The organism is Enterocloster sp. 210928-DFI.2.20 (genome assembly GCF_020554465.1).
GTDB lineage: Bacteria > Bacillota > Clostridia > Lachnospirales > Lachnospiraceae > Enterocloster > Enterocloster bolteae.
In genome coordinates this window covers 13,120-25,548 of sequence record NZ_JAJCHK010000010.1, presented here as the reverse complement: position 1 = coordinate 25,548, position 12,429 = coordinate 13,120, and the positions used below count along the sequence as shown (strand labels likewise).

20 protein-coding genes are annotated in these 12,429 nt (G+C 40.4%); 5 read left to right on the top strand and 15 right to left on the bottom strand.

Translation table 11 applies throughout. The annotated features are described in order from the left end of the window. Positions 1 to 69: 69 nt before the first annotated feature. From LI015_RS11095 to LI015_RS11030, 14 genes are all read right to left on the bottom strand, one after another. A complete protein-coding gene (locus LI015_RS11095; RefSeq protein WP_038281658.1) occupies positions 70 to 288 on the bottom strand; it encodes a YdbC family protein in 219 nt (72 codons plus the stop codon). Between the two features lie 190 nt (positions 289 to 478). Continuing rightward, positions 479 to 967, bottom strand: coding sequence for a hypothetical protein (locus tag LI015_RS11090; RefSeq protein ID WP_227125002.1), 489 nt, complete (start codon positions 965 to 967; stop codon positions 479 to 481). A 348-nt stretch (positions 968 to 1,315) separates the two neighbouring features. Then, positions 1,316 to 1,945 carry a CatA-like O-acetyltransferase gene (locus LI015_RS11085; RefSeq protein WP_002564474.1) on the bottom strand — a complete coding sequence of 210 codons (630 nt, stop codon included), beginning with the start codon at positions 1,943 to 1,945 and terminating at the stop codon, positions 1,316 to 1,318. 90 nt (positions 1,946 to 2,035) lie between these two features. Beyond that, positions 2,036 to 2,593, bottom strand: a complete 558-nt coding sequence (locus LI015_RS11080; protein ID WP_227125000.1) for a helix-turn-helix domain-containing protein — start codon at positions 2,591 to 2,593, stop codon at positions 2,036 to 2,038. Positions 2,594 to 2,785: 192 nt separating this feature from the next. Beyond that, positions 2,786 to 3,385, bottom strand: a complete 600-nt coding sequence (locus LI015_RS11075; RefSeq protein ID WP_002573283.1) for a hypothetical protein — start codon at positions 3,383 to 3,385, stop codon at positions 2,786 to 2,788. A 38-nt stretch (positions 3,386 to 3,423) separates the two neighbouring features. Beyond that, positions 3,424 to 3,792, bottom strand: a complete 369-nt coding sequence (locus LI015_RS11070) for a nuclear transport factor 2 family protein (protein ID WP_227124998.1) — start codon at positions 3,790 to 3,792, stop codon at positions 3,424 to 3,426. 55 nt (positions 3,793 to 3,847) lie between these two features. After that, on the bottom strand, positions 3,848 to 4,360 hold the full coding sequence (locus LI015_RS11065; RefSeq protein ID WP_002564470.1) for a hypothetical protein: 513 nt from the start codon (positions 4,358 to 4,360) through the stop codon (positions 3,848 to 3,850). A 22-nt stretch (positions 4,361 to 4,382) separates the two neighbouring features. Continuing rightward, positions 4,383 to 4,535 carry a hypothetical protein gene (locus LI015_RS11060; RefSeq protein WP_227124996.1) on the bottom strand — a complete coding sequence of 51 codons (153 nt, stop codon included), beginning with the start codon at positions 4,533 to 4,535 and terminating at the stop codon, positions 4,383 to 4,385. Between the two features lie 74 nt (positions 4,536 to 4,609). After that, positions 4,610 to 5,155 (bottom strand): GNAT family N-acetyltransferase, encoded by a 546-nt coding sequence (locus LI015_RS11055; RefSeq protein WP_227124994.1) that lies wholly within the window; start codon positions 5,153 to 5,155, stop codon positions 4,610 to 4,612. 229 nt (positions 5,156 to 5,384) lie between these two features. Then, entirely contained in the window at positions 5,385 to 5,756 is a 372-nt protein-coding gene (locus LI015_RS11050; RefSeq protein WP_002564467.1) for a hypothetical protein, read from the bottom strand. Positions 5,757 to 5,911: 155 nt separating this feature from the next. Beyond that, positions 5,912 to 6,640 (bottom strand): hypothetical protein, encoded by a 729-nt coding sequence (locus tag LI015_RS11045; RefSeq protein ID WP_227124992.1) that lies wholly within the window; start codon positions 6,638 to 6,640, stop codon positions 5,912 to 5,914. A 184-nt stretch (positions 6,641 to 6,824) separates the two neighbouring features. Then, positions 6,825 to 7,073 carry a DUF3781 domain-containing protein gene (locus LI015_RS11040; RefSeq protein ID WP_038281663.1) on the bottom strand — a complete coding sequence of 83 codons (249 nt, stop codon included), beginning with the start codon at positions 7,071 to 7,073 and terminating at the stop codon, positions 6,825 to 6,827. Positions 7,074 to 7,513: 440 nt separating this feature from the next. Beyond that, positions 7,514 to 7,951 (bottom strand): hypothetical protein, encoded by a 438-nt coding sequence (locus tag LI015_RS11035; RefSeq protein ID WP_002573277.1) that lies wholly within the window; start codon positions 7,949 to 7,951, stop codon positions 7,514 to 7,516. Between the two features lie 101 nt (positions 7,952 to 8,052). Then, a complete protein-coding gene (locus LI015_RS11030) occupies positions 8,053 to 8,247 on the bottom strand; it encodes a hypothetical protein (protein ID WP_007037495.1) in 195 nt (64 codons plus the stop codon). Positions 8,248 to 8,343: 96 nt separating this feature from the next. Between LI015_RS11030 and LI015_RS11025 the strand changes: the two genes are divergently transcribed. From LI015_RS11025 to LI015_RS11005, 5 genes are all read left to right on the top strand, one after another. After that, on the top strand, positions 8,344 to 8,973 hold the full coding sequence (locus LI015_RS11025) for a hypothetical protein (RefSeq protein ID WP_002573276.1): 630 nt from the start codon (positions 8,344 to 8,346) through the stop codon (positions 8,971 to 8,973). A gap of 17 nt (positions 8,974 to 8,990) precedes the next feature. Next, positions 8,991 to 9,674 carry a hypothetical protein gene (locus LI015_RS11020; protein ID WP_227124990.1) on the top strand — a complete coding sequence of 228 codons (684 nt, stop codon included), beginning with the start codon at positions 8,991 to 8,993 and terminating at the stop codon, positions 9,672 to 9,674. Between the two features lie 297 nt (positions 9,675 to 9,971). After that, positions 9,972 to 10,349, top strand: a complete 378-nt coding sequence (locus tag LI015_RS11015; RefSeq protein ID WP_227124988.1) for a hypothetical protein — start codon at positions 9,972 to 9,974, stop codon at positions 10,347 to 10,349. 46 nt (positions 10,350 to 10,395) lie between these two features. Beyond that, positions 10,396 to 10,584: a hypothetical protein gene (locus tag LI015_RS11010; protein WP_054354330.1), complete on the top strand. Its 189-nt coding sequence runs from the start codon at positions 10,396 to 10,398 to the stop codon at positions 10,582 to 10,584. 75 nt (positions 10,585 to 10,659) lie between these two features. Then, positions 10,660 to 11,118 carry a hypothetical protein gene (locus tag LI015_RS11005; RefSeq protein WP_119204762.1) on the top strand — a complete coding sequence of 153 codons (459 nt, stop codon included), beginning with the start codon at positions 10,660 to 10,662 and terminating at the stop codon, positions 11,116 to 11,118. Between the two features lie 386 nt (positions 11,119 to 11,504). Here LI015_RS11005 and LI015_RS11000 read toward each other — a convergent pair whose 3' ends face one another. After that, complete coding sequence (locus LI015_RS11000) at positions 11,505 to 12,062, bottom strand: hypothetical protein (RefSeq protein WP_117627016.1); 558 nt, start codon at positions 12,060 to 12,062, stop codon at positions 11,505 to 11,507. Between the last annotated feature and the right edge of the window lie 367 nt (positions 12,063 to 12,429).

The window sequence follows — 12,429 nt, the reverse complement described above, 5'->3', positions numbered from 1 at the left end:
TAGGAGAGCAGCCTATTTTATTTCTGGGTACTGGTGGCGATGTAATTGTAGGAATCATCCTGGTGGAAATCAGAATATTGACATTTCATTAAGCAGATTTTTTAAAACGACCATCTGTCCCGCTGTAATTGTTACCCCTTTTCCGTACTCCGTATGTTCGCTATTCCATGTTCGTATATCATAAACAGGCTCTTTATTGTCCCACGAAATCAAATTTAGTTCTTTTATCCACCCATTATTTAATGGGGATAGATTACCGATATGCTTGTAAATTTCATAGCGTTTCATATGAAGCACCCCCAGATAAATTACGATTTTCACAGTTCATTTTGTAAAAATTCTTTTCCATTATACGATTGTGACGCTGTATCCCTTTTTATTTTTACCGCGTTCTATGTGTTCTTTACCATAGATTCAAGACTATAGAGATTATCTTCATCCCATTCGTAATCGCTTAACCCAATCCCTGATAAGCGGTCTATTCATTCCAGATATTTGAAGTATCAGATGATTTTGTGTACTGGAAAACAGAACCGTTTTGCAGATAATCCCAAGTGGAATCTGTAAAAGTGACGGTTGCTGCCTGGCCGTCTGCTGTAATGATGCCCCTGATTGGATTCCCTGCAGCATCGGTCGCAGTAAAGTTCATACCATCAGCCGTCAACTCCCCAATGCCATCACTTAATGAAGTCAGGCGGTAAATTCCTATCTGTACGATATATTTGTTATCATCACCTCTCGCAATTTCAAGATTTGGCTCATTGACATCAGAATCCAGATATTCTCCGATATAAATGGTATCATCTAAATGTGCGTCATTTACATTCGGTTCCTCATTGTTAATGCCTTTTGTTGCGGATTCTGCATTCACTGCAGCAGATTGTCCGGCGACAACAGATGTATTTGAAGCACAACCGCTGAGTAACAGGATTCCTGCATATAATCCGATTATAATTTTAAGTTTCATCCCAAACGATACTCCTGTCAAAATTACTTTTGTATTTTTTCTTAATCACCAAAGAATAAACTGCCATTAAAACAATGGTTTCCACTACAACTCCCGCAACAATGTCCCGCAAGCAAAGGAAGTCCGGGCAGAATAAATACAATGCCATGTGCAACATAAAGTTTGGACATGGTATGATTATACTTTCTTATATCCGTCACCTCAAACATTTTCTTATTTCCCCAGAAACCAATTGCTTTTTTGAAAACCATATGTATACAGCCAAACATAAATTAATAACGGCCCAAATGCATCATATGAAAAAAAGAATATATTTTTTTCCACTCAGATACCTTATCAAATTGGAATCTAACATCTATCGAAAAACCTTTGAAGCTTATCTACAAATTTCCCAATATGTATGCCGTCAACAAAGGAATGATGTGCCTGTACTGATATTGGAATGACAATTTTCCCATTCTTCTCATAAAATTTTCCCCAATCAAACAGAGGGGTTGCATTATCCTTTTTCCCGGAATTGGTATGAGAAATATGCGTGTAGGTGACCCACGGCATAGGAGAACATTGAAAAACATCATTTCCTAACGGACCTGTAAAATATTCTTTTTGCTCCTTTGCTATCGTTTCTGCAAACTCACAGTATTCTTTTAAATCGTCTATCATGGGGACATTAACCACTTTGAACAATTCGGTTTCTTGATTTAGATAGGTAAATGCAGTATCTATCTTGTCAAACAAAACAATCTGTCCATCAACAAACCGATAACGAAATGCGTCTATATCATTTGCACATTTACAAACTGCATATACCATTGCCAATGTAAAAGAAACCCCCTGTTCTTTAACTACACGTTTAAATCTTGTAATATCCGCTTCAAAGGTTACACAAAACGCTGGTTCAACACTATTTCTAAAAATCATACAGTGCATTGCTCTATTCCATGTTTTTTCATCAATTACTTTATACTTATTTGCCATGTGCTTATTCCTCCAAATTCTATTTTTTCATTCTTTGCGATTGTCTGACAAACCGGAAGTTGGCAAGCATAGAGTATGTTCCTACTTTCATTAAAATAATAAGCCTTTAGTTTTAGCCTTCTTCTTTGACACCCATATAATAGCAATACCAGCAATAATTAAAATAATGCAAATAAATAATAATGCCTGCAGCCTATATTCTGATATGAATTTCCAAAAATCATAACCAAGGATATCTCCACCACCGTAATATTGAACCGAACCGTCTGGCAATATACGTTTCTTTTCAACATGAACCTTTATCATTGTAGAGAGGACAATTAGTGTAATACTTCCAGCACAACCCATAGCAGAACAAATGAAGCCAATAACAAGTAGTATTTTAGAACGAAATTTATCTTGTAAAACAGTTGTATTATGCTGGACGGCTGGAATATCAGCCTCACTGCAGATGTTATCATTTAGCAGGAAGTCAATCGAAACTGAAAACAATTTGCTAAGTTGTATTACATTTTCTGTATCTGGTAATGATTCTCCTAGTTCCCATTTAGATATTGCCTGTCGTGATACAGTTAATTGTTGTGATAACCTTTCTTGTGAAAAGCCTTTTTGCTTTCTTAAAAATTTAAGTTTTTCTCCAAATGTCATATTAGCACCTCCTGTGTTATATAAAAATTTAACATTATAAGCGGTTGCTATCTACCACATAAACCTCGAAGTTTCGCAACTATAAGTTGCAACCCTTTTATCATAACATTTTACCTTGAAAATATAAATAATCCCAGTTATAACTTCCGATTTCTCATGCAATTCAAGCTGTTAAAAGTGTAACCGATATCCTCAACATAATTTGTATCCTTTGTTATTAATCAAATCCAGGCAGTTTTTTGTTATGTATTCCTTATGTCTATATTCATATTCCTCCCCGTAGTTTTCGTCCTTCATGCTTATCAGGATATCTGTAAATTCTGTATAAGGAGCTATCTTTTTCACATATCTCACCAGGGAGTGATACACCTTGGTCAAACAGTCCGGCCTTTGTATATATTTTTCATTTTCATCGTAATATCCAGATATGCAATAGATTCTTGCCCTGTGGATTTCCTTTTTCTGCCGTGACCCGGCAACGCCTGCGGGCTCATTGACGATGGAAGAGTAGCCGGCTTCAATGAGGGCATTCCCGGTTGCAGTATAGCCATAATCCAAACATTCCTTGCCATTTACGGTAAGGACCTCTATGGCTCCTGCCTCCGGAAGATGGAAGTAGTAGCCTGGATAATTGGATGTTCCATAGGGGGTGATGATACCGGCATCCTTGCTTTCAATGACTTTGCCTAACTTAAGGTCCTCTTTTACAACCGTACAGCCCAAGTCAACTGCCATTTGCGCGACCAGCAAAAAGTTATCATAATCCATCCAATAATTTATCTGTTTTCCCATCCCATCACCAGCTTACTTTGGATTTTTAACACAATAGGCTAATTGATTGGCTTGCCTATACACATTTCCTTACGCCATAGCGGTGCTTCGCCATCATCAGACCAGTATTCATCAACGGACACAATTTTTTCATCCTCTATTCGGAAAAATGATACAACATGAAATGAAGAGGACCTGTCTTTTGGAAAGACATGCGTAGTAGTTATTATTAGGTTCCCTGCACATTCGACACGCTCAACCTTTCCATCCCAATCTCCCGGATATTCGCAGTTTGCCTGGATAAATTCATCCACAGTAAAACATTCATTTGTACAATGCCAATTCACATATGCGGTACTTTGGAAGAATCCTTTTATTGCAGCCCTGTCCTGTTCCAAAACTGCCTTCCAAAACAGTTTTATATTCATATAGAACCTCCTATGAATTCTGGTAAGCTTCTATCATCAAACAGATGGTTTGCTATTACGGAAATATAGAGGAATCCAACGCAAGATATTTCTGGCTCACCCCATTATCTGAAAGTATTTTTGAAATATCATCATACAATTTAAGGACCTCTTTCCCCCTATATGGGGGATTGCCAATGATAGCCACATCAACATTATCCCTAAATGCGGAAATGTTGAAAACAGTAATTATGTTGGAAAAGGATTCCTCAGGTGCAAACTCAAAGGTATTGATGAATCCATCCAATACCACAGGGAACTCTATTTCCTTATATTTGCAGACCTCCAGGCGGGTGAGCATGGCATCCCGAATCATATCAATATGGTTTTGACTGATAGTGATAGTGCAGGAATCAACGATTGTATTTGCATGCAATCTAGGTGTAACAAAATATAGACACCTTACATTCCCTTTTTCCACACCCTCCATCACATCGACCTGGGATATTGTGGTTTCCCATGCATCTGCCCGGGTATATCTGAAAATGCGTCTTTCTTTTGCAGACATCTTCGTATTCTGTATTGGCATGTTATTATCCCTCACAATATCTTTATTTCCACTCCATAGCGCCCAGATGTTCAGCAAGGGCTTCCAGTTGGGCCTCGTCATTAGCCCCGGTATTATTGAAAACCAATTTATTTACTGCTTCTTGCGTGGCCAGTTGCTCATCATCATTAAGAAAATGAATGGAAAGATTATCCATACTTATTGCCTTCTTAAAAAATTCCGATTTGTCGGTAAGCTCAATTTCCCTACAAACCGGAATTTGTAAGTTTCTTATAATTCCAACCTCATATAAATAACTTCTTGAAATCCTGTCACGCGGGAATTAAAGCCTTTCGGATTTATGCCATATTTAACAAACCCTGCTTTCTCATACATGGATAATGCCCTTTCATTTTCAGCAACCACACTCAACTCCAGCTGAATATACCCCGCCGCCCTTGCACATTCAATACACGCTGCCATTAGTGCCTGTCCAATCCCAAGTCCCCAAAAATCTTTAGCGACGCTAATACCAAATTCGGCACGATGCCTTACCTTATATTTTGAGCCTATTGCTTCAATTCCAGCAGTTCCAACAACTACATTCCCGACTACGGCAACTATCTCAATCTCATTTGAACTTTCGGATTTTTTTTTCAGAAATTGACCTTCCTGCATCACGTCGAAACTATTCTCATCTGGATAGGATAGTAAATAATCGGTTTGTCCATGGGTCAGATTAAAGCAATCCCATACAGCCTGTCCATCACTTTCTATGCCGTTTTTCAAACAGCATTCCACACCATTTTTTAAAATTATTGTCTTACTATATTTCATAACTTAATCCATTCCAATTCATATTTTTTATTCCGCCGGATTGCTCAGTCAATTCCGATTTGTCGCTTCGTTCAGCTCCCCTACAAACTGGAATTGCATTAAAGTTCTCCGGCTGGAATTTTTTTATTTTTGTATGCAGTAATAAGTTTGTTAAGCCATTCGTCTTTATAGTTTAATATAAGACTAACTTTTTTTATTTTCACAGCATGATTCCTACATAAATCGAAAGTTATATTTCCTTATCCATATTAACTGCATACAGTACATCTGGTTTTAATCGCTGCGATACCCTGTTTATATTTTTTTCAAGTATTTCAAAAGGTGGCCATTCATAATCGCATAAAAGCTGTAAAGCATCCTCAGACACATCATCATCCGTTGAAGAAATTACCACTGTTTGCAAAAGCTCAACCAATTCATTGTGAATATCTGAAATATCTTGTTTAAAGTAAGGGTCCATAAACCAATCCAGAGCAAATAACAGACTTCTCTTTTTATTTTTATCATTACCCATAAGAACTTTACGAATTTCCACTATTCCAGCCTTTATTATTTTCTTCTCGTTTTCACCATACGAAATATAGCTAATAGGCTTCACCATTGCTTCTCACCCCCTAAATTCAAGGAGAATAGTATTTTCATAAAAATCATCCCATAAATTGTGTCCTATTTCTCCAATCCAGATTCCATTTTTGAAAAATACGTTTGGTATAGTCATTGCTTCACTTCTCCATTAAATTATGATAAAATCCCTCATCATCCCAGGATGCTTTTAAAGACCACGAACAGTACAATGGCCAGCAGGATAAGAACCAGATAAGCCAGGCCCACTAATTTCACGATTTTCTTTGCCTGGGCCGAACCTTGTTCTCTTATTTTCCTTAATTTCTGTTCCAATTCGTCCGCAGCCTGCTGGCCGAACTCCTTGGCAATCCAGTTTGGGTTATATTTGTCGTTGTTCTTACCATAGGTATAGCTGTTGGATATCTGAACCGTGTTCTTGGTAAGCTCCCCACTGTGATTGTATTTCCGATAGTCATAATATACGGTGAAGAAGGAGAGGACTGGAATGATTGACGCATACTCGTCCTTTATATGAAGGAAATAGACATCCAGGTTGTCTGTGACTGTAAGAGGCTTTGTGATTTGAGCTATCTGTTTTTCATCATCATAGATGGACACATAATTGTTCCTTCCCCTATCAAGGCTGTATCCCAGATAGGCATTTCCCATACACTCAATGCAGAATTTGCTGTCAAACAAGCCGTTCTGCATGACATAGAAGGACCCTTCGCTGCCATTCCTGCCGATGATTTCAAACTGCCCGAAACGCTGCCCTTTTGTCAGCAGGTATTTGAAGGGAATCAACTCCTCCACGAGGTTGTCGATGAATCTATAGCGGGTAGTATAAACTATTTCCCCGGCAGGATTGGAAAAGGTGAGTTCCCGTAAGTCTTCCGCATTGAACGGCAGGGAAATTTTCATCCACGGGGCTTTTGCCTGGAACAAGAGTTGGCCGTTGGAGGTAACTTCAAATAAATTTTCAGTATTTGATTTTGTTTGTTGTATCGTAACCAGCATAGCTGTATCCTTTCTATAGAAAAATATTAGGAAATGCAGATGCCCCGGAATCGCATCTGTTTCCCACTTTTATACGAAAAATGGGGAGTTATTTTATGATGTGTGCAGTAATAATCGTATAACTATAATAGTTGACGGTTATCTTTACACTGTCAATTTCGCAGTACCAATTTTTGCCCTGCCGGTATATATGGCAATTTTCATCCATAATTTTGTCCTTACAATATTCAACCACGTCAACATTTTCTAATTTCAGATTCCGTCTGATTCTGTCAGCGCCCATTTCAGTAGTATGGATTTCATCAATATTATCAATCAATATGACTCTATCACTCATCATGTCATTCTCCCATAGCTTCCGATTTAAAAAGTCACCTATGTTCATTATAGTCCCATATGTCAATCAAGTAATGATATTCATCGCGGGAATCAGAACTGGCCTCCAGCATGCGGCTCAAATCTGTTTCAGCGAGCAGGAAGCCCCTGGTATTTCCATCATGCATCCACAAGGAGGGGACTGCAAGCCGTAAGTCTAACAGCTTAAAGCCAGGAATAAACTGTTTCTGCCGGGGAACAGCACGATAATCTGCTGTATGGCGCTATATCATTTCCATAGGTGGAGACATAGGTGGAAAACATTTCGCTTAAGCGCGGATTTTCATTCAGTCCCATAATTGTTCAGTCTGTTTATATGCAATTAGTTTCTGGCATTCGGTCATTCCATTATCTGTCTTATTCTGATTTTTTGTGTTGATCAGCTCCCCTACAAACTGGAAGTTACGTTGTCAATTTCTTTTCTGTTTCAGCTATGTCTTTTTCAATCAGCGGACGCATACTGTCCTTGTATTTCGATAAATCTGCACTCCGCAAACATGATAATATTACGGGTATATATTGTGGCTTTGCTGAACCAACCTGTGCAAGAGCCTTTATGCACTGCCTGGCTGTGATTGGCTTTTCATCCGTTATATGTGCAAGAAAATCAGAAATTATCAAGTCGAAACGATTTTCGTCATCCCATTGAGCATTTGCCGCAAGGATATACAATGCTCGATTTCTCACTAATGATTTTGGATAATTAAGCAAAGAGGCAAAGTCATCAAAATATTCATACCATTCATCGGTTTCTAAACTTTCTGATATGATTTTATCGGCAAGAGCACAAGCATATTTATCGTCTTTTCCCGTCAACGTTGCTGCAATATTTTCTTTCATGGCTATCCCTCTAACTTCTGATTTTTTCATTTTTTGCGTTTGTCTGACAAACTGGAATTTACAAGACTAAGATTGGCCTGGTACTTCGGCAAGAGCGAAAATCATGCAAACCATTCAATTTCAAAATCATCATTTATAATTTGCTGTAATATTCCAGCTTCTGTTATGTCCCAATAAAGTAATTGCTCTTTATCATGAAATATTATGAGATAAAATCCACCAGTATCGTCTGAATCTCCACAAATTCCGATTTGTTTATATGGCGCTATCAGCTTATAAAAGTATAGCATGTACATTCGGATTCCACAACAGTTTCCCCACCCATCTGCCAGTTGCCGCATATACTTGCCGTATGATATAATTTATCCCATGAACGAGAGGGAGGAAGCGGTATGCCGGCGTATTTCAATCTATCAGTCCAGTTCAGAAGGGATGAGCTTTATCCCACATTTGTGAAGGATTTCTATGCCTTGCTTGATGAAGCGGGAATGAGATTCCAATCAGGCTATTGGGGATTTGAGGAGGATTCATTGGAAGAGACCACCGAATGGAACCAACGGAAGCTGGAAGAGGATTTTAACCTTGGGTTCACGGAGCACCATTCACACGATTATAAGCAGGTGATATATAAGTTTGGCGGTTATTCCGAGGTGCGGGGGTTCTGGATGAACAATTACCCAGAGGACGGGGAGTTTACCCATGAAATCATCATACCGGAATCAGATGTCCTGGCGGAAGGATATCCAGTCAGATTCAAGGAAGAAAGAATTGAGGAACTTCTGGGATTCTCCAAAAGGATATGGCAATTCCCTCCTGTCAGGGCCATACAGACGGGCTTGGAAATTGAGGATGACTCAGCCGGCCTTGCGGAACTGGCACAGGGAGGATTCCCGAACGCCTGGCCTTTTGCTATCGTGGAGGACTCAAGGGCTTGCTATGAAGATTCCATATATGATATACAGCCCATAACCGAGGGGAAGAAGGGGCTCCTATTTCGGCGTACAGGAGCTGACAATGAATAGAAAATGAGGAGGATATTATGATATCGGCTTTTTGGGAGATGTTCAAGTCGCTTTATGCAGTGGATACATTGGAGGGGTATACGGAGAATGAAATTGCATATTTGAAGGAGCTATTCGGCGCTCTGCCGCAGGTATTGGAGGATTATTACCGTGCCGCCGGGCGGACAAAGGCGTTCCACTGTGTTCAGGACACATGGATACTGCCAGAACATTTCCAGAAGTGGGAATGGCTGTGGGAACCGGAATACTTGATTCTTCTGAATGAGAACCAGGGAGTATGCCGGGCCGGAATCCGCAGGGAGGATTTGATGCTGCCGGACCCTCCGGTTTATGTAACGGAGGATGATAAAAACTGGACCCTTTGCGCGCCCACGACCAGTGAGTTCCTGTCTGCCGTACTGGCTTATGAGTGTGTTTTTACCTTTGAATGCAATCCGGAAGAATTCTACTGGTTGACAGAGGAGGAGCTGGGGCTGATTCAGTCTAAGCTCACGAAGCTTCCTTTTGAAATAACAAACTGGCTTTGCGGCATGCGTATTACCCTCTATAGCAATGAGCCGGACAATATGGTGGCCGTCATGGACTGTGGAGACTGGGAACTGCATGGGGACGGGGAACTGCAGATGCTTTATGGGGCGGCAAGTGAAGCCTCATATGCAAGCCTGATGTCCGTCCTGGAAGGCGTTGGGGAAGCGATATAATTTAATGAATGTGGATTGTGAAAGGGGAAGAAAGCCCTTGATTTTGGTGGAACCTCATACGCCATGAACTTGGAGATAGAGCCAAGCAACGAGGAAGGCGGGATTACAGAGGACGTGAACTATTACGATGGCTCCAAGCCCAAGAACACAATGGAGCTGGTTGCGTGGTTTGATAAGGATTGATAAGGGGGGCGCGTCAGACAGATGGGATATGATGGTAAGTCTTTATTTGAATGTGTCCGTTGCCCGATGTGTGCTTGCCGCCGGCTGCCTCCATATGGAAATTTCACGGTTGGATTGGATTACGCATTTGATTATATAATTGACGTTATGAAAGTGACGGACAACCTGGGGGAAACAATTGTATTACCAGAAGCTGTTTTCCTTTCCTGTTTTGAAAATCTGGGGGAGGCTGTGACTTCCTTCAGTCCGATTCACTCAGATACTACAGTATACCATTTATATATGGTTTTAAGAGGTGATGATTGCAGCCTGGAGGAAATCAAGGCATATGCAAAGGTCATGAATGTGAATTATCTCCAGGCAAAACGGGCATTGATGCAGAAGCGGAACCTGATTGCGGCCGGGAGTGCCTATGATATATGGAAAATGCTCGGCAGGCTTGAGCCGTTTAATGTGCATCATGAAATCGAGCCAGAGTATCCATATGGATAAAAGAGGAACAGGACACATAAACAGAGTATATAGGGGAGGTGCTGGCATGGCAAGGGCGTATTTTGGGCTCACAAGGTGGGGCATTACCCTGATACTGCCGGAATCCCTCCCCGCATTCCAGGAGATAGTGATAGCGGATAGAAGGATGAACAGGGATGAGCAGCTGGCAGCCCTGGCTGTTAAAATATGCGAGGCAATCTGTAGGGAGAAATATATGATACATTTTGGCGTTTGACCTGGGTTTCCGGATATACAAGGGCATACAAACCCCAGGCTATTTGCCATGGATAATGGAGGATAAACGAAGGATATGGTTGAAAAACAGCGCATTCAGACTATTTTTACAGCAAAGGATTATATGGAACTCTACCGGACCCAGAAACCAACGGTTGACCTGATGCTTGGAATTAAAGAGCAGTGGGAGTTTGAGGATTTTCTGGAAGAGGAAGATTCCTTAGAGGAGGTCCCTTTCTGGCTGTATTATTCAGTCATACAGGGTGATTTTTTAGAGATAGGCGGATATGAGGAAGATGTTACTGAAAAAGTCGTAGCGTTCCTGCAGAAAAAACTGCCGAAAGCTGAATTCCACCTTATTGTAGACTATCTTCGGGATCTATATGTAGATATAGATGAACGGGATAACCTGGAAGAAAAAATGGGGCTTTGCAACCAATACCTGGCGTGTGCAGGCTATTCAATCCAGGTAGAACATGACGATACCTATTGTACATGGGATTATTTCTTGTCGGTTCAACATGCAAGAACATGAAAAAGGGCGGCGTTCCTGCCGTTTTTCTTTGCAAGCGGTCCTTCCAGTGTGTTTTTCTTAATCCGGCAATTAAAAGCAGGAGACAGAGGGCCGGGAGGCTGATTTCTGTTATATATGTGCTGTTTTGGGGCTCAAAAAGTAAAAATAATAGACTGAGGTATGTGAAAACCATACGTTGGGTCCTTTTTGCATGCATGAAATCTCCCAGGCCCCTTTGCCCCAGGCTATCATGTGTATCCACGAAAGACCTTCTTTCACATAGTTGAATTTAGTTCACAGGCAGATCGTCAACCATACGGACAAACCCTCACGCTGCCCTAACATACGATATGGAAAACCCTGTCTTTTAGCTGATTCTGCACATTATTACCACCGGCTTAAAGCTATTAGTCTGTCAATGAAGCTCCTATAATGACGAAACGGTTCATCCATTTATCGTATATACTCCAAAGAGCAGTTCCCCACCATTCTTTACCATCATCAAAATAATTTGAGAAATCATCATTCCAGCTAAATATCTCCAAATCCTTTCTAAACGGTATAGGAAATAGTAAATCATTGATTTTACGAAAGTCCTCTTTGCTGTAGGGGATACCATAAGGCGGCCCTGAAAAAGCAAGCCAATAGTTCATTTTCATCTTCTCTGGCGTTTCAGAGACTCCTTTATTAAACCGTCCTCTGTTATCCTCATAAAAGAACGCACCTGCGTCACATTCAATACACTGCATGTCTGATTCATGCACATAAAACAGAGGATGTTTTATGTTGTTGCCTACACGATGCCTTGTGTTAAGTATTGACAATATTGCTTCAATTACAGCTTTTTTGTGAGATTCTGCCCCGTGATAGTCCTCATCCCAACTGAGCAAAACATAGTCAAGCAGAAGTTCGTTATATTTTTCAGACAAAGTTGTATAGAATTTGTCCCCGACAAGTTCTTTCATTTACTTTTACCTCATTATCTTTATCAACCCCGATTTTTCATCCGATTGATCATCCCATTCAACTCAGGAAGCTCACATTTCGCTTTTAGCCTGTCACACAAGTTACCAAATAAAATCCTGCTTAACGCCTATATAAACTGAAAGTTACCAAAACAATTCATAACCGATTGTTTTTAAGATATCTAATCCATTCAGATAATGATAACCGGTCAGGTTGGATAAATCTATCTGTTTACTGCACTGTTGTATTATCTGGGAAACGAACAATGGCTGGTTTAAATTTATGCTCACTCGCTGTCCCTGAAAAACCGCGGGGAGGCCGCTGTTGAGCAGGAAGTGATCCTTGATTGGGAAATTGATATGCAGG